This is a genomic window from Mycolicibacterium gilvum (genome assembly GCF_900454025.1).
In the GTDB taxonomy this organism is placed as follows: domain Bacteria; phylum Actinomycetota; class Actinomycetes; order Mycobacteriales; family Mycobacteriaceae; genus Mycobacterium; species Mycobacterium gilvum.
In genome coordinates, this window is sequence record NZ_UGQM01000001.1 from 2515374 (window position 1) to 2532147 (window position 16774).

The 16774-nt window shown below is 68.5% G+C and carries 15 protein-coding genes; 2 read left to right on the top strand and 13 right to left on the bottom strand.

Annotated elements, in window-relative coordinates; genetic code table 11:
- From DYE23_RS12050 to DYE23_RS12100, 12 genes are all read right to left on the bottom strand, one after another.
- Complete coding sequence (locus tag DYE23_RS12050; protein ID WP_235660386.1) at window positions 1-2085, bottom strand: acyltransferase family protein; 2085 nt, start codon at window positions 2083-2085, stop codon at window positions 1-3.
- Window positions 2086-2220: 135 nt separating this feature from the next.
- Window positions 2221-2391, bottom strand: a complete 171-nt coding sequence (locus tag DYE23_RS30860) for a hypothetical protein (RefSeq protein WP_013471937.1) — start codon at window positions 2389-2391, stop codon at window positions 2221-2223.
- A gap of 83 nt (window positions 2392-2474) precedes the next feature.
- Entirely contained in the window at window positions 2475-3551 is a 1077-nt protein-coding gene (locus DYE23_RS12055; RefSeq protein WP_115327295.1) for a sulfate/molybdate ABC transporter ATP-binding protein, read from the bottom strand.
- Window positions 3548-4357 carry an ABC transporter permease gene (locus tag DYE23_RS12060; RefSeq protein ID WP_172527760.1) on the bottom strand — a complete coding sequence of 270 codons (810 nt, stop codon included), beginning with the start codon at window positions 4355-4357 and terminating at the stop codon, window positions 3548-3550. The genes DYE23_RS12055 and DYE23_RS12060 overlap by 4 nt, the downstream gene beginning before the upstream one ends.
- Window positions 4357-5145: a molybdate ABC transporter substrate-binding protein gene (gene modA, locus DYE23_RS12065; RefSeq protein ID WP_115327296.1), complete on the bottom strand. Its 789-nt coding sequence runs from the start codon at window positions 5143-5145 to the stop codon at window positions 4357-4359. The genes DYE23_RS12060 and modA overlap by 1 nt, the downstream gene beginning before the upstream one ends.
- Window positions 5142-5540, bottom strand: a complete 399-nt coding sequence (locus DYE23_RS12070; RefSeq protein WP_255206909.1) for a TOBE domain-containing protein — start codon at window positions 5538-5540, stop codon at window positions 5142-5144. The genes modA and DYE23_RS12070 overlap by 4 nt, the downstream gene beginning before the upstream one ends.
- 77 nt (window positions 5541-5617) lie before the next feature.
- Complete coding sequence (locus DYE23_RS12075) at window positions 5618-6784, bottom strand: PP2C family protein-serine/threonine phosphatase (protein WP_115327297.1); 1167 nt, start codon at window positions 6782-6784, stop codon at window positions 5618-5620.
- The gene (locus DYE23_RS12080) at window positions 6781-7581 is read right to left on the bottom strand and encodes an alpha/beta fold hydrolase (protein WP_099961370.1); all 801 of its coding nucleotides are present in this window, start codon (window positions 7579-7581) and stop codon (window positions 6781-6783) included. The genes DYE23_RS12075 and DYE23_RS12080 overlap by 4 nt, the downstream gene beginning before the upstream one ends.
- Before the next feature lie 26 nt (window positions 7582-7607).
- On the bottom strand, window positions 7608-8867 hold the full coding sequence (locus DYE23_RS12085) for a DUF4032 domain-containing protein (RefSeq protein WP_099961371.1): 1260 nt from the start codon (window positions 8865-8867) through the stop codon (window positions 7608-7610).
- Between the two features lie 20 nt (window positions 8868-8887).
- Window positions 8888-10117: an ABC transporter ATP-binding protein gene (locus DYE23_RS12090; RefSeq protein ID WP_099961372.1), complete on the bottom strand. Its 1230-nt coding sequence runs from the start codon at window positions 10115-10117 to the stop codon at window positions 8888-8890.
- A gap of 4 nt (window positions 10118-10121) precedes the next feature.
- A complete protein-coding gene (locus tag DYE23_RS12095) occupies window positions 10122-10949 on the bottom strand; it encodes a carbohydrate ABC transporter permease (RefSeq protein WP_011894705.1) in 828 nt (275 codons plus the stop codon).
- Entirely contained in the window at window positions 10946-11878 is a 933-nt protein-coding gene (locus DYE23_RS12100) for a carbohydrate ABC transporter permease (protein WP_011894704.1), read from the bottom strand. The genes DYE23_RS12095 and DYE23_RS12100 overlap by 4 nt, the downstream gene beginning before the upstream one ends.
- A 283-nt stretch (window positions 11879-12161) precedes the next feature.
- Between DYE23_RS12100 and DYE23_RS12105 the strand changes: the two genes are divergently transcribed.
- A complete protein-coding gene (locus DYE23_RS12105) occupies window positions 12162-13367 on the top strand; it encodes an IS110 family RNA-guided transposase (protein ID WP_006247666.1) in 1206 nt (401 codons plus the stop codon).
- Here the strand turns inward: DYE23_RS12105 and DYE23_RS12110 are convergent.
- Window positions 13351-14646: an extracellular solute-binding protein gene (locus DYE23_RS12110; RefSeq protein ID WP_115327298.1), complete on the bottom strand. Its 1296-nt coding sequence runs from the start codon at window positions 14644-14646 to the stop codon at window positions 13351-13353. The genes DYE23_RS12105 and DYE23_RS12110 overlap by 17 nt on opposite strands.
- 412 nt (window positions 14647-15058) lie before the next feature.
- Between DYE23_RS12110 and DYE23_RS12115 the strand changes: the two genes are divergently transcribed.
- Complete coding sequence (locus DYE23_RS12115; RefSeq protein WP_013471929.1) at window positions 15059-16702, top strand: glycoside hydrolase family 13 protein; 1644 nt, start codon at window positions 15059-15061, stop codon at window positions 16700-16702.
- Window positions 16703-16774: the final 72 nt, after the last annotated feature.

Genomic DNA, 16774 nt, shown 5'->3' on the forward strand with positions numbered 1-16774 from the left:
TCACCACCATCCGGTCGCCGCCGCGATCTGGCGGCCGAGTTCTGCTGTCATCGTGCGCATGTAGGTCGCGGACACGTGGTGTGAATCGTGGTAGACGAGGATGTTTCCCTCCGTGACCCGGCAGTCGGTCTCGTCGCACACCGCGTCTGACATGTCCAGCGGGTGCAGCAGCGGGTAGTAGGACGCCAGGTCCAGCGTCGGATTGGTCTCCGAGAGCGCCCACGAGCGCTTCACCCCGCAACTCACCGAGTCCCCGCCCCGGGACAGACAGTCCGCCGGGTCCGCCAGCCGTCCGTCGCGGATCAGCCATGGCGTGTCCCGCATCCCGAGGATGCTGATCCCGTTGGCCGACAACGTGTCCCAGATACCGAGATAGGCCTCGGGTACCAGATCGCCCGGTTCGTCCGCGTTCGGCCTCGTCGTCGTCGTGAACACGAAATCGGGGCGGTCGGTGAGCAGCTTGTCCATCGCCCGCTGATTCCACTCGTGGCACTGCGGATACTCCTCGCTGGAGATCGCGATCGTGGGCACCATCTCGGTGGTCAGCGGACACCCCATCTTCAGATAGGTCACCACCCGGAACCCGTGGCGCGTCCCGAGGGTGTCGAGCGCGGTGATCCAGTGTTCGGCGTGCGAACCGCCGGCCAGCGCGATGGTGCGGACCGCGTCCGGGTCGCCGTAGATGCAGTTGATCAGCTCGACGGTCACGAAGTCGCTGATGCACCCGTCCAAGGTCGTCGCCGGGATGTCATCGCGTGCCTCCAGGACCGTCGGCCGCATCGGTAACTGGGGCACGCGGATCCGGTTCGTCAGAGCGAGTGCGCCCGGGTAGTCGCGCTCGGGGAGCTGCGCGAGCTCGTGCCCCTTCGCGCGCTGCATCACGACATGCTCGCGCCAGGCGAACGACGTCACCGCCAGCGAAACGGCGAGAAGCACCACCGCCGACCCGAGCGCGAACCGCGGGCGTCGTACCCAGACCCACACCCGGGCCGCGCGGTCGGCGTCACCGGCCGAATCCGGGTGGCGCAACGGGTTCTCGATCAGGCGGGTCGTCAGGTAGGCCAGCACCAGGGACACCGCCAGCACACCCAGGCCGTCGAGGATGCCGACTCGGGGCGCTCCGGTGTGCACGAGCCAGAAGATCAGCACCGGCCAGTGCCACAGGTACAGCGAATAGGCCATCGCTCCCAGCGCTACGGCGGGGCGCCCCGCCAGCAGTCGAAGGGGGGCGGGTTCGCGCCGCGGCTGCCCGGCGCCCGCGGCGATCACCAGCACGGTCGCCCCGACGGGGACCAGTGCCCAGGGCCCGGGAAAGAGTTGCGCCCCGTCGATCAGCGCTCCGCACGACAGGATCGCGACGACGCCCACGGCCGCCGCGGCGGTGCGTGCCCACATCGGCATGCTCACCCGGGTGAGCAACAGCGCGGCCAGCACCCCGGCCAGCAGTTCCCACGCGCGCGCGAAGCTGTCGTAGTACGCGCCGGCCTGATGTTCGCCGTGGGCGACGATCGCATACCAGAACGACGCGGCGGCCAGTACCGCGAACACCCCGACGAAGACGGTTTTGAGACGGCTGCCGACGAAGCGGCGCAGCACCGCGGCCAGACCCAGTGTCACGGCCAGCATCGCGAGATAGAACTGTCCCTGCACCGACATCGACCACAGGTGTTGCAGCGGGCTGATGGCCTCCCCTGCGCGGGCGTAGTCCGACGCCGCAGCCGACAGGTACCAGTTCTGGTAGTAGCCCAGACTCGCCAGGCTCTGGTCGGCGAACGACTCCCACCGTGTCTGCGGCTGCAGCGTGAAGGTGAGCACGGCGGCACCGCCGAGGACGACGATCAGGGCCGGCAGCAGGCGGCGGGCCAGTCGCTGCAGCATCGGCAGCGGCGACAGGGAAACGCCCGGAGTGAGGGCACGGCCCAGCACCATCGCGCCGAAGAAGTAGCCGGACAGGACGAGGAAGACGTCGACGCCGCCCGAGACCCGCCCGAACCAGATGTGGAACACCGCGACCAGCGCGATCGCGACGCCCCGCAGCCCGTCGAGATCCCCTCGGCGGCGGCCCGGGGACGCTGATACCGACACGCCCGACACTTCACCGCCTCACTGACACCACCGGATGTACGCGGCCGGGTGAACGACACCGGCCGTCGTTGGCCGACAATTTACCGATGCCGTCGCGAAGTGCCTATTCGGACGCGTAGCGCCCAGGCGGGTCGGTCAGTCGACGACGGCGTCGTGCGGGGCCACCACAAAGCCGAATCCGCCGCCGTCACCGGCGTCGTCGCTGGGATCCACCTTCGTCTCGCGTCCGCACACCGGGCAGGTCGCTGCCCTCGCCGGCGGCGGATCACCGGGCAGTTCGCGGCCGCTTCCCGCGCACTCGTGCATTGCACCTCCAGGCTCTCGGTTCGGTCGGTCCGAGACCCCATACCCGCGTCGCACCGCGTCGAAGCGGCGCCCACGCCACGGCGTCACCCCGGCACGGGATGCAGATCGACCTCCTGGGCCTTGACCGCGAAGTACACCGTCTGGCCGGGAGTGAGGTCGAGGTCGGCCGCCGCGGCGGCGGTGATGTCGGCGGCCAGCCCCGTGCCGCCGTCGGGCTGGTCCGTGCCCCGTACCCGCACCGCTGCGCCGTGGACGTCGACCTCGGCGAGGGTCACCGCCATCACGTTGCGGGGGCTGCCGCGCGGGGGTGCGAGATGAACGGCGACGGCGGCCGGTCGGAACAGCGCGACCGCCGCGGTGCCCGGGACCGCGTCGCCGGTTCCACAGATCTCCGCGCCCCAGGCCGCGCGGAGCACGCCGGGGGCGCTCACCGTTCCGGGAACGAGGTTCACCCCGGCGATGCGGGCGGCGAACCTGCTGCGCGGCGCCGTGAGCACCGTGCGGGTGGGACCCGCCTCGGCAACCCGGCCGTCCTCGATGACGACCGCCCGGTCGGCGACGGCCATCGCATCGAGCACGTCGTGGGTGACGATGAGCGCCGTCCGGCGCTGCTCCCGCAGAATCTCGCGAAGCAGCCGTCGCAGCGGAGGCGCGGCCGTGACGTCGAGCGCGGCCATCGGCTCGTCCAGCAGCAGGACGCGTGGCTCGGCGGCCAGCGCGCGGGCCAGGGCGACGCGCTGCGCCTGCCCGCCGGACAGCTGCGCGGGTCTGCGGTCGGCGAGCTCGACGGCGCCGACCGCCTCCAGCCAGCGGCGTGCGCTCGCGCGTGCCCTGGACCGGGACTGCCCCCGGCAGCGGGGTGCGTAGGTCACGTTGGCGGCCACCGACATGTGCGGGAACAGCATCGCCTGCTGGCTGAGCATCGCGACCCCGCGGGCGTGCACCGGCACGAACGTTCCCGACGCGGTGTCGGTGACGACCGTGTCGCCGACCTCGACCCGGCCGTCGTCAGGGCGCAGCAGACCGGCGACCAGCTGAAGCAGGGTGGACTTGCCGGCCCCGTTGGGTCCGAGCACCGCCAGCACCTGGCCGTCGGTGACCGACACGTCGAGGTCGATGTCGCGCTCGCCGAGTCGGGCGCGCACCCGGACGCCGCTCACAGCGGCCCCGCGAGGCGCTGGCTCGCCGAGCCGATCACGATCAGGGCGGCGACCACGATCAACACCAGGGACAGGGCGACTGCGGCGTCGGCGTCGGTCTCGCGCTGCAGGTAGATCTCCAGCGGCAACGTCCGAGTGACGCCCTGCAGCGAGCCGGCGAAGGTCAGCGTCGCGCCGAACTCGCCGAGCGATCGCGCGAACGCCAACACCGCACCCGAGATCAGGCCCGGCACCACCAGCGGCAGCGTCACCGTGCGCAGCACCGTCGTCGGCGCGGCGCCCAGGGTGGCGGCAATGCGCTCGTACCCGGCGCCGGCCGAGCGCAGCGCTCCCTCCAGGCTGACCACCAGGAACGGCAGCGACACGAAGGACTGGGCCAGCACGACGGCGGTGGTGGAGAACGCGATCCGGACGCCGAGCACCTCGAGGTGCTGCCCGAGGAGGCCCTGTCTGCCGAAGGTGTAGAGCAGCGCGATGCCGCCGACCACCGGGGGCAGGACGAGGGGCAGCAGTACCAGGGCCCGCAGCACCTTCTGTCCCGGGATGTCCCCGCGCGCCAGTACCAGGGCCATCGGGACACCGAGCAGCACACACACCGCGGTGCTCGCCGCGGCCGTCTTCAGGCTCAGCGCCAGTGCGGCCCGCGAGGATTCCGAGGTGATCAGCGGGACGAAGTCGGGCCAGTCGATCCGCAGCAGGATCGCCGCCAGCGGCGTGAGGACGAACAACGCGCCGACGGCGGCAGGCAGGTAGATCCACGCGGGGAGACCGACCTCGATCGGTCCGGCGCGACGGCGCACCGGCATCAGGGCCTCCCGAAACCCGCTGCGGCCAGCACGTCGCGGCCCTGCGGGCCGGTGACGAACTCGATGAACGCCGACGCCGCCGCCGGATTGGTGGAGTCGGCGAGCGCCGCGATCGGATAGCTGTTCACCGCATCCGCGGCTTCGGGGAACGCGACCGCGGTGACCGCGTCGCCGGCCGCGGCGGCATCGGTGACGTAGACCAGGCCGGCGTCGGCCTGGCCTGAGGTGACCTTGCCCAGCACGTCGGTGACGGCGGACTCCTCGCTCACCGGTGTCAGGGTGACACCTGTTGCGGCCTCGACCTTTTCGGTCGCCGATCCGCACGGCACCTGGGGTGCGCAGACCACCAACTGGACGCCCGGCCCGGCGAGATCGGCGAAAGACGCGATGGCCCTGGGGTTTCCGGGTGCCGTGACGATCGTCAACGTATTGGTCGCGAAGACGACCGGATCACCGGCGACGGTCCCGCCGTCGACGGCCCGGTCCATGGTGGACGTGTCCGCGGAGGCGAAGACGTCCGCCGGAGCGCCCTGGGAGATCTGCGCGGCCAGATCTGTCGAACCCGCGAAGTTGAACACGACCTGCGTGCCGGGATGGTCTGTCTCGAAGCGGGATCCGAGTTCGGTGAAGGTCGACTTCAGCGACGCCGCGGCGAACACCGTCAGGTCACCGGTGACCGCGTCCGAGGTCGGCAGTGTCGCCGCGGGTCGGTCCTCGCCGGCGGTCGAGCATCCCGACATGAGCGTGGCGACGGTCAGCGCGACTGCGGCCGCTGAACGTCGAATCACGAGGGCCGACCCGGGGTTTCGATGATCACGGTGGTCGCCTTGACCACCGCCACCGCCACGACCCCGGGCTCGAGCCCCAGCCGGCGAACGGACTCGGAGCTCATCAGGGACACCACGGTGAACGGCCCGCACTGCATCTGCACCTCACTCATCACGGTGTCGGCGGTCACGGCGGTCACCAGGCCGACGAGGCGGTTGCGCGCCGAACTCCCGACGCCGAGCACATCCGGTGGCGGCGAGGCGTGCTCCCGGGCGAAGTTCGCGAGCACCCTGCCGTCGATCACCTTGCGCCCGGCCCCGTCCTTGGCGGACTCCAGCGTGCCGCTGTCGATCCAGCGCCGGACGGTGTCGTCGCTGACGCCGAGCAGCGCCGCGGCGTCCCTGATCCGAATCATGGTCACGCGACACCCTCGACTTCCATCCGCATCTGCGGACACGACGCCGAGATTACTCCGAATCTACGGAAGGAGGTTCAGCGGGGCACGCTGAGCGCGATCACCGCGGCATCGTCTTCGAGTCCGTCGCCGAAGCTGGCGAGCAGCACGCGAACGGCCTCGACGAAAGCACCGGCGTCGGTCGGCGTGTGGCGCCCGGCGAACTCGAGCAGGGCGTCGTCGTCGTCGAAGCGCCTCGTGCGTCCCGTCTTCGCCTCGGTCAGACCGTCGGTGTACATCACCAGCGTGTCCCCGGGGCCCAGATGCACGCTGGTCGAGACGAATCTCGGGTTCCTGATCAGCCCCACGGCCTGACCCCCGGGGGTGGCGACGTAGCGTGCGGGGCCGTCCACCGGCAGCAGCAGCGCGGGGGGATGACCGCCGGTGGCGAGCTGCACGTCGAAGCCGTCGGGTGCCGCGGTGATCACCCCGAAGATCACCGTGCAGAACCGGGGGTCGTCGCCGTGGAACTCGTGGCTGAGGACCGCGTCGAGGGTGTGCAACACCGCGACCGGGTCGCGGTCGTTGACCGCGGCGGCGCGCAGGGTGTAGCGCGTCAGCGAGGTCACGGCGGCCGCACCGGCGCCCTTACCCGACACGTCGCCGAGGAACATGCCCCATCTGTCCTCGGCCATCGGGAAGAGATCGTAGAAATCTCCACCGACGTCGTCGCGGGAGGCGTTGTGGTAGTGGGCCGCCGCGGTCAACCCGCGCGGCGGCGACAACGTCGGCGGGATGAGGGACCGCTGCAGGGTCGCGGCGAGCACCTGCGCACGCTCCCGTTCACGGTCGGCGCGGCGCCGGGTCTCGAGGAGTTCGCGTTCATACGAACGGCGTTCGCTGGCATCCTGGATCGCGATCCGCAGCGCCACCACCGCCCCCGCGGCATCGCGCTCGACGTTCGCGGTGACGAATCCCGCCAGCCTCGTTCCGTCCGCGGTCAGCAGATCGGCCGCGACGCCGTCGAGCGAGCCGTTCATGTGGAGCATCGACACGAAGTGGGTCTCGTAGTGGATCCTGCTGCCGGCGGCGAGCAGATCGGGGAACTGCCGGCCGGTGAGGTGCTCGGACCGGTATCCGACCCATCGGCTGAACGTCTCGTTGGCGCGGATGATCCGACCGTCGGGTGAGGTCAGCAACAGCCCGCAGGGCGCACTGTCGAAGAATTCGTCGAGCCCCCCGATCGGACGCGGATCGTCTGTCACAACCGCAGGGCGAAGTCGGCGATCGCGGCCGCGGTGTCCTCCGGGGCGCTCAGATGCGGGCAGTGCCCGCTGGCGTCGAGGGTGACCAGCGTGCTCCCTGCGATCTGCTCGTGGCAGTAGGCGCCCACCTCCCGCGGTGCGAGTGTGTCCCTGGCGCACTCGACCACCACCGTCGGCACCGTGACCCGCGCGAGATCGGCCCGGTTGTCGGACAGGAATGTGGCCCTCGCGAACGCCAGCGCCCGTTGCGGGTCGGTGCGGCAGAACGCGTCGGCCAGTTCGCCTTCGAGGTCGGGACGCTCCGGGGTTCCCATGATCACCGGCGCCATCGCACGGGACCATCCCAGATAGTTGCTCTCGATGGAGTCGAGCAACTCGTCGATGTCCAAGCGGGTGAAGCCGCCGCGGTAATCGCCATCGTCGAGATAGCGCGGGGACGGGGTCAGCAGAACGAGCCCCGCGAACGCGCCCGGGTTCTTCGCGGTGGCGAGCACACCCATCATCGCCGCGACCGAATGGCCGACGTACACGACCTCCCGCAGCCGCATGCCGTCGACGATCTCGAGGATGTCATCGGCGTACTGCTGCAGGTCGGCGTACCGCTTCGCGGTCCACGCTCCGGCATCGGAGGAACCCGACCCGACGTGATCGAACAACACGATGCGGAATCTGTCGGAGAGCAGCGGAACGACGAGTCGCCACAGGTTCTGGTCGCAGCCGAAGCCGTGCGCGAGCATGAGGGGGCGTCCGTCCGGCCGCCCGACGACGCGGACGCTGTTCCTGATGCGGACGTCCATGTAGCGATGATCGCATCTTCGCCGCGTTACTCGTCGTCGAGCACCGAGAAGGGCTCGGTCGGAACCTCCACCACGGCGAGCTGCGCGGCCGACTCCGACGGTACGACGTTGCGCGCCAACGCCTGCAGCGCACGTTCGGTACCGACGTCCTGGCCGGCGCGCTCGGACAACAGCCACCGCACCTCCAGCAGATCGCAGTAGGCCTGGATCGGGGTCCCCGCGCCGCCGACCGCTCGGTGCGCACGGTGCATGGTGGGTGTGGCCACCTCCATCACCCACAACTGCGCGGCGGTCCGCTCATCGACGTCGTGGCCGGCTTCCCGGCACAGCTGCCCCTGATAGGCGTGCAGATCCCCGAGCAGGATCCGTGCCTGCCCCTCGCCGACGTCGAGCCCGGTGAGCCGCCGCAGCTGGGTCGCATGGAAGTTGCGGTCGCCCACCGCGACGTGTAACCGCAGATCCTCGGCGCCGGAACTCACCGGCTGCAGCGACACCTCGTCGACGGCGAAGCCGAGTTCGTTGAGCTTGCGGATCGTGCTCTCGACCCGGTAGCGATCGGCGAAACCGAACGTCGGCTTCGCATCCAGCAGGTTCCACAACTGTTCGTAGCGATCTCTGATACCGACCGCTTCGGCGATGAAACCCGGCTGCAGATCCGGTCTTTCGAGCTTGGCGGCCATGTCCAGCAGCCCGGCCCCGACGTTCTCCACCGTGATGTCGATGTCGTGTGCGCGCTGCCCGTCGGACAGTCCCGGATGCACCTCGCTGGTCTCGGCGTCGACGAGGAACGCCTGCAGCACCTGCCCGTCGCGCGAGAACAAGGTGTTGGCCAGCGAGCAGTCGCCCCAGAAGACACCGTGACGGTGCAGCTCGACGAGCAGCGTGGCCATCGCATCGAACAGCCGGGCCCGGTGTTTGGGCGCATCGGGCGGCAGTCGCATGAAGAGCCGCCGGTACTGCCACGAACCGACCAGATACCGCGTCAGCAGGATCGCGGTGTCGAAATCCGGCTGGAAGACCACACCCGCCGCACGTACGGAGTTGATCCCCATCTCTTCGAGCCGGCTCAGCACGCCGTACTCGCGGCCGGCGATCCGGGGCGGCAACTCCTTGAGCGCCCACAGTTCGCCGTCGGATTCGACGAACCTGACCAGGTGCCTGCTCGGCCCCACCGCGATGTCGCGCAACGCGACATCGGGTGCGGCCCAGTCGGCGAGCGGCCGGTCCCACGGCAGCGCGATCAGCCCCGGGCGCGGGGCCCGTAGCCGCAATTCGGGAGCGGCCATCGGTGAGAGCGGCGGTCGGCTCAGCCCGCGGTCGCCGCGTGCCGGCCCCGGGATTCGGGTGGATTCTGCTCGCGCGGGCGCTCGTGGGAGACCCGGGTCAGGTTGTCACCCGAGTGCGGGTCGAACAGGTGCAGCCGCTCCGAGTCCAGCCACAGGGTGGCCTTGTCTCCGGAACGCACCCGGCTCAGCGGGTCGAGCTCCACACAGATCTGCGTGCGGAGCTGCTCACTGTCGAGTTCATTTGCCAGCTCGGCCAACTGGCCCGAGATCTCCGTCGTCGCCTCGAACGGCACGAAGGCGTACTGCTCGTTGCCCAGCCATTCGGTGACATCGATCTCGACGTCGAAAGTGACCCCACGCGAAGCCTTGTCCCGGTCGACGAACTCGGCGTCCTCGAAGGCACCCGGCCGGATCCCGGCGATATAGACCTTCCCTTCCTCCACCGAGCCGCGCCACTCGTCACGCAGCGGGACGGTCGCGAACGGCAACTCGATCTCGTTGCCCGTCACCCGCGCCGGGACGAAGTTCATCGGCGGCGAGCCGATGAAGCCGGCGACGAACAGGTTGACGGGCTGGTCGTAGAGTTCGCGCGGGCTGGCGACCTGCTGCAGCACACCCTTTTTGAGCACCGCGACGCGATCGCCCAGCGTCATCGCCTCGGTCTGGTCGTGCGTCACGTACACGGTCGTGACACCCAGTTTGCGTTGCAGGCGCAGGATCTCGGTGCGCATCTGGCCGCGCAGCTTGGCATCGAGGTTGCTCAGCGGTTCGTCGAACAGGAACGCGTCGGCCTCGCGCACGATCGCGCGACCCATCGCGACCCGCTGACGCTGACCGCCCGACAGGTTGGCCGGCTTGCGGTCGAGATGCTCGCCGAGCTCGAGCGTCGTGGCCGCGTCGTTGACCCGCTGCCGGATCTCGTCGTCGGACAGCTTGCCCGCCAACCGAAGTGGGAACGCGATGTTCTCGAACACCGTCAGGTGCGGGTAGAGCGCGTAGTTCTGGAACACCATGGCCAGGTTGCGGTCGCGCGGAGCCATGTCGTTGACCCGCTTGTCGCCGATCATCATGTCCCCGGACGTGATGTCCTCGAGCCCCACGATCATCCGCAGCAGGGTCGACTTGCCGCAGCCCGACGGACCGACGAGGATCACGAACTCACCGTCGGCGATGTCGAGGCTCACATCGTTGACGGCCGGATAGCCGTCACCGTATTTCTTGACGATATTGCGCATCGTGATTGCTGCCATGGGGCTATCCCTTCACTGCTCCGGAAGTAAGACCGGCGACGATGCGCCGTTGGAAGACGAGAACCAGGATGACGACGGGGATCGTCACGATCACCGAGGCCGCCATGATGTAGGGGACGGGGGATTCGAAGTACGACGCGCCCTGGAAGAACGCCAGCGCGGCGGGCACCGTGCGTGCGCTGTCCGTGGACGTCAGCGAGATCGCGAACAGGAAGTCGTTCCAGCAGAAGAAGAACGTCAGGATCGCGGTCGTGAACACGCCCGGCGCGGCCAACGGCACGATCACCTTGCGGAACGCCTGCCACTGGGTGGCGCCGTCGACCTGTGCGGCATGCTCCATCTCCCACGGGATCTGCCGGAAGAAGGCCGACATCGTCCAGATCGACAGGGGCAGTGCGAAGGTCAGGTACGGGATGATCAGACCCAGCCAGGTGTCGTAGATGCCCAGCCCGCGCCACATGTCGAACAGCGGACCGACGAGTGCGGCCTGCGGGAACATGGCGATGCCCAGCGCCAGCGACAGCAGCACCTTCTTGCCCGGGAACTCCAGACGCGCAATGGCATACGCGGCGAACATCGCGATGATCACCGAGATGACGGTGGCGACCAGCGCGATGCCGATCGAGTTGATCAGCGCCCTGGTGAACAGCGGATTGCTGAAGATCTGGGCGAAGTTGTCGAACGTGACGGTGCTCGGCAGGAACGACGGTTCGCCCGACACGATGTCCGACGGCGGCTTGAACGCCAGGCTGATCATCCACAGCATCGGCACGAAGCTGTAGATCACGATCACGATGCCCGCGATCGTCCACCACTTGGTGTTCTTGGTCACTGGTCACCCCTGACTTGCGAGAGGTCGGTCTTGAAGACCTTGATGAATATCCACGCGATCGCGACGACCGACAGGAACAGCAGTACCGAGACCGCCGATCCCATACCGAGATTGACCAGTGTCACGTTCTGCCGGTAGGCCAGGAACGAGATGGTCTCGGTGTTGTTGGCGCCGGCCGTCATCACGTACGGATTGTCGAAGATGCGCCACGCGTCCAGCGTGCGGAACAGCAGAGCGACCATGATCGCCGCCTTCATGTTCGGCAGCGTGATCTTCCACAACCGCTGCCACGCCGTGGCGCCGTCGACCTTCGCGGCCTCCTGCATGTCCTCGGGGACCTGGACCAGGCCTGCGAGCAGCAGCAGCGAGATGAAGGGGGTGGTCTTCCAGATCTCGGACAGGCAGATCACGAAGATGGCCGACCAGCGGTCTCCGAACCAGTCGAAGTCGGTCAGGTTGAGCCACTGGTTGACGAAGCCGGAGTCGATGGCGAACGCGTAGCGCCAGATGAACGCCGAGACCACCGTGACGATGCCGTACGGGATCAGGATCGCCGTGCGCAACGGGCCCCGGCCCCGCACGATGCGCAGCATCACGAACGCGAACCAGAACCCGAGTACCAGTTCGATGGCCACCGTCACCACGGTGATCGCCAACGTGGTGACGAAGTCGTTCCACCAGATCGGGTCGGTCAGGATGACGAGGTAGTTGCCCAGGCCGACGAAACTGCGGCCCTCGGGGTCGGTGAGCCGGAAGTTGTACAGCGACAACACCAGCGCGTAGCCGAGCGGGTAGGCGGTGACGAGCAGCATCACCACATACGAGGGCAGGGTCAGGTAGAGCCCGAGCCGGCGTTCGCCTTTGGCGCGCTCGCTGACCGAGGGTTTACCCGGGTCCTTCTGGATGGGGGCGTCTGCCGGTGCGGTCACAGCAGTCGCCTCCCCGCCAGCACGTCAGCCATGAATTGGTCTGTCCTTAAGTTCGTAGTTGCAGTTACTTCGTGTTGTTACGTTGGGCTGTGACCCGGGTGGGTCGGGTGAGGCTGCATGGTCGTAGCCGGCCCTGGTGGTGCGGCTTGAAAGGACTGGCCGCCCGGCCTGCCTGGACTCCTCTGGCCGCTGATTGAGATCTGCGATGTGATCGCTTGTTTAAGGAAATGCTGGCGGGGTTGTCCATGGGGATCATGTTGGTAGACAGGCGAAAAGAGGGGTGATGACGACGGGCCAGGTGTGGGCTGGAGTGGATGTTGGTAAAGAGCATCACTGGGTTTGTGCGGTCGACGACAGCGGGAAGGTGGTGTTGTCGCGCCGGCTGGTCAACGACGAGCAACCGATCCGGGAGCTCGTCGCTGAAATCGACGAGCTGGCCGAGCGAGTGTCGTGGACGGTGGACCTGACCACGGTGTATGCCGCACTGGTGTTGACGGTGCTGGCCGACGCCGGCAAAACGGTCCGGTATCTGGCCGGCCGGGCGGTGTGGCAGGCCTCGGCGACCTACCGCGGTGGGGAGGCCAAAACCGATGCCAAAGACGCTCGGGTGATCGCCGACCAGGCGCGCATGCGCGGCCAGGACTTGCCCGTTCTGCATCCCGATGATGACTTGATCAGCGAGTTGCGGATGCTCACCGGCCATCGCGCCGACCTGGTGGCCGACCGCACCCGCACGATCAACCGGCTGCGCCAGCAACTCGTCGCGGTCTGCCCGGCCCTGGAACGAGCCGCCCAACCGAGCCAAGACCGTGGCTGGGTGATACTGCTGGCGCGCTACCAGCGTCCCAAAGCGATTCGACAAAGCGGTGTTTCGCGGCTGACCAAAGTCTTGACCGATGCCGGTGTGCGCAACGCCGCCTCGATCGCGGCGGCTGCGGTGGCTGCAGTGAAAACCCAGACGATGCGCCTGCCCGGCGAAGAGGTGGCCGCCGGGTTGATCGCTGATCTGGCGCGGGAGGTGATCGCCCTCGATGACCGCATCAAGACCACCGACGCCGACATCGAGGGCCGATTTCGCCGCCATCCACTCGCCGAGGTGATCACCAGCATGCCCGGCATAGGATTTCGGCTGGGCGCCGAATTCCTCGCCGCCGTTGGTGATCCCGCGCTGATCGGATCGGCTGACCAACTCGCGGCCTGGGCCGGCCTGGCGCCAGTGTCTCGAGACTCCGGAAAGCGCACCGGACGACTGCACACCCCCAAGCGTTACAGTCGCCGACTGCGCCGAGTCATGTACATGTCGGCGTTGACCGCGATCCGCTGCGACCCAGATTCCAAGGCCTATTACCAGCGCAAACGAGACGAAGGAAAGCGGCCGATCCCCGCCACCATCTGCCTGGCGCGACGGCGCACCAACGTTCTCTACGCCCTCATCCGTGACAACCGGACCTGGCAACCTGATTCACCCCCGGTCACCGCCGCGGCTTGACTTCTTCATTGAGAGTCCTTTCCGGAGTTTCGGAAGTCACCGACGCGGGCGGATGCCACGTCTGCTGGATCGCGCCCGAGATGTCGGTGTAGAACGGCGTGGGTGGACGGGGGCCGCCGTCGCCGATCGACTCCCGGATCAGGTCGGCGTTCTCGTAGGTCTCCCGGATCTCGGGGTTGTCGTAGGACGCCGCATACGGTGACGGCTCACTCTCGTCGAGCATGTACTGAGTGGCCTTCGGTTCGGCGTTGATGCACTCGACCAGCGCGACGGCCTCCTCCGGATACTCCGTGTACGCGCCGATGCCGAGGTTCGCACCGCCCAGCGGCGGCGCGCTCGGCATATCCGGGGACACCCTGGGGTAGCGGGCCCAACCGATGTCGTCGACGACCTCCTGCGGCAGCGTGCCCTCCTCGGCGGCGCTGCGCGCGGCGGCCAGCACGTACGGCCAGTTGACCATGAACATGCCCTGATCGGACTGGAAGTTGGCGCGCGCCTGCTCTTCCGACGCGTTCGACATGTCGGTGGGCGCGGCGGGAGAGCGACCGAGGGTGCCGACGATCTCGGCGGCCTTGAGCCCGGGCGGAGTGTTCAGCGACGGTTTGGCGTCGCGTCCGGCTTCCACGTCTTCGAGGAGCGCACCGCCGCCCGAGAGCACCAGGGCGTTGATCAACACGGTGTAGCCCTCGTACCGCTGGGCCTGGACCGCGATCTTCTTCTGCTGCCCCACAGCGGCTTTGAGCATCTCGTCCCAGGTGAAGGTCGGAGAGGCGGGGTCGACGCCGGCCGCGGCCGCCGCGGACTTGCGGTACCAGAGCAGCTGCGCGTTCGACTTGTACGGCGCGCCGTAGAGGGTGTCCTCCCACATCCCGGTCTCGATCGGGGCGGGCAGCATCCCGGCGGTCAACCGGCTGGTCTCCTCTGCGGTGTACGGGCGCAGGAACCCGGCGTTGGCGAACTCCGCGGTGAAGACCACGTCCATGCTGACGAGGTCGATCGACGAATCACCGGCGGCCAGACGGCGAACCATCTGTTCGCGCTGGGCGGTCGCGGTGCTCGGCAGCGACTCGATACGCACCTGGTAGGCGCCGTTGGACGCCTCGGCGCACTGCTCGGCACGCGCGACCGAGCCGCCGTTGTCGGGAAGGATGTACCACGTCAAGGTCGGGGGACCGCTCTGGGCGCCGCACCCGGACAACAACGACGCGGCCACCAGAGGCGCACTGGCCAGCGCGACTGCGCGACGCCGTCGCCCGCGGGCGAACTGATTTCGTTTCATCACGTCCTCGTCTATGAAGTTTGCCCTCGTGTCGGAAGTTGTGGTCTCCGATAGGGCCACGTGCAGCACATTCACCTACGGGAAGAGTGTGTCACACCTCACAAGGCTGGTGGGGGAGCGGTCCGCGTGCGGCGGGGCGGTGCCGCCGCTGACCGCCGGTCCGGTGGGCAGGGTGGTCGCCGGAGATGACGTCGGCTGCTGCGCCCCGGGACGGCGATGCGATCATCGCCACCGTATCGACGTTGCGGCGCAAGTGAAGTGCCCCGCCAAGCGGTGCCGGCCCCGACGGTGACGATGGTCGAGCGAGAACACCGGCGCGACGATTCCCGAGGTTTGACACATCAGGCCGACACACCGACGCTGAACACGCAAACTTTCACGCAATCCCGATGTCTTCGCCGAGGAGTTCCCCGTGGCACCCCAGCACCCGTGGTGGCAGACCGCCGTCGTCTACCAGGTCTACATCCGCAGCTTCGCCGACGGCAACGGAGACGGCATCGGCGACATCCGGGGTCTGCGGGCGCGGGTGGGTTACCTGGGCGCCCTGGGCGTCGACGCGATCTGGATCAACCCCTGGTATCCCTCTCCGATGGCCGACGCCGGCTACGACGTCGCCGACTACCGCGACATCGAACCGGCCTACGGGACGTTGACCGAGGCGCAGGACCTGATCGACGCCGCCCACGCGGTCGGCATCCGGGTGATCCTCGACATCGTGCCGAACCACACCTCGGACCGGCACGCGTGGTTCGAGGCCGCGCTCGCCGGTGACCCGGCGGCGCGCGACCGGTATCACGTCCGGCCCGGGCGCGGCGCGAACGGTGAACTGCCACCCAACGATTGGCAGAGCGTGTTCGGCGGACCGGCATGGACACGCATCACCGACGGGCCGCTGCAGGGCCAGTGGTATCTGCATCTGTTCGCGCCCGGTCAGCCCGATCTGAACTGGGAGAACCCGGAGGTCCGAGCCGAGTTCGAGGACATCCTGGCGTTCTGGTTCGACCGCGGCGTCGACGGGTTCCGCATCGACGTCGCCCACGGTCTGGTCAAGGCCGAGGGGCTGCCCGACGGCGCGCAGGCGGACGCGCCGCAGGCGATGCTGCAGGTCGAGGCGCAGCATCCGGCCTGGGATCAGGACGGCGTGCACGACATCTACCGCGGCTGGCGGTCGGTGGCGCAGCGCTACACCCCCGAGCGGATCTTCATCGCCGAGGCGTGGGTGTCCAGCAACGAACGACTGGCCCGGTATCTGCGTCCCGACGAACTGCACACCGCGTTCCAGTTCGACTTCCTGCGCTCGCCGTGGCGCGCGGCGAACCTGCGCGGGGTCATCGACGACGCGATCACCTCGGCCGCCTCGGTCGGTGCGCCTCCGACCTGGGTGCTGTCGAATCACGATGTGACGCGCACAGTCACGCGTTTCTCGCGGTCGCAGCCCGACCATCTCGTCGAGACGGATTGGGAACGGGGACGCTGGTCCGGCGAGGAACCCGATCACGAGCTCGGGCGACGGCGTGCCCGCGCCGCGGCCCTGGTCCAGCTGGCGCTGCCCGGCACGGCCTACGTCTACCAGGGTGAGGAACTGGGTCTCGAGGAGATCGAAGACCTGCCCGACGACGTCCGCCAGGATCCGACCTGGGCGCAGTCCGGCTTCACCGACGTGGGCCGTGACGGATGTCGGATTCCGTTGCCGTGGAACGAATCCGAGCCGACCTACGGGTTCGCCGACGGTCCGGACGCGGTGACGTGGCTGCCTCAGCCCGGGCACTGGGCCGAGCACAGCGTCGAGGCGCAGGAGCGTGATCCGGACTCGATGCTGCACCTCTACCGTGCGGCGCTGAAACTGCGGCCGTCGCTGTGGCGGGACGCCGGAGAGGTGACCTGGCTCGACGTCGCGGCCGAGGTGGCCGCGTTCGACCGCGGCGGCGCGCAGTGCTGGGTCAACACCGGGACCGCTGATGTCACGCTTCCCGCCGGTGCCTCGGTGGTGCTCGCGTCCTCGCCCGGGGTCGACGGGGTGCTGCCCGGCGACACCGCGGTGTGGCTGCAGACCTGAGGAAAGGACTTTTGCTCTGATCACAGAAGTCCCTGTAGCGCACTCTGGATGGAGAACACGACTCCTGAAGGG

Excerpts from the sequence above, each read along its gene's own strand:
- DYE23_RS12090 (WP_099961372.1), bottom strand. The coding sequence starts at position 10,117 with ATGGCAGCAATCACGATGCGCAATATCGTCAAGAAATACGGTGACGGC.
- DYE23_RS12085 (WP_099961371.1), bottom strand. The coding sequence starts at position 8,867 with ATGGCCGCTCCCGAATTGCGGCTACGGGCCCCGCGCCCGGGGCTGATC.
- DYE23_RS12105 (WP_006247666.1), top strand. The coding sequence starts at position 12,162 with ATGACGACGGGCCAGGTGTGGGCTGGAGTGGATGTTGGTAAAGAGCAT.
- DYE23_RS12080 (WP_099961370.1), bottom strand. The coding sequence starts at position 7,581 with ATGGACGTCCGCATCAGGAACAGCGTCCGCGTCGTCGGGCGGCCGGAC.
- DYE23_RS12070 (WP_255206909.1), bottom strand. The coding sequence starts at position 5,540 with ATGATTCGGATCAGGGACGCCGCGGCGCTGCTCGGCGTCAGCGACGAC.
- DYE23_RS30860 (WP_013471937.1), bottom strand. The coding sequence starts at position 2,391 with ATGCACGAGTGCGCGGGAAGCGGCCGCGAACTGCCCGGTGATCCGCCG.
- DYE23_RS12060 (WP_172527760.1), bottom strand. The coding sequence starts at position 4,357 with ATGCCGGTGCGCCGTCGCGCCGGACCGATCGAGGTCGGTCTCCCCGCG.
- DYE23_RS12110 (WP_115327298.1), bottom strand. The coding sequence starts at position 14,646 with ATGAAACGAAATCAGTTCGCCCGCGGGCGACGGCGTCGCGCAGTCGCG.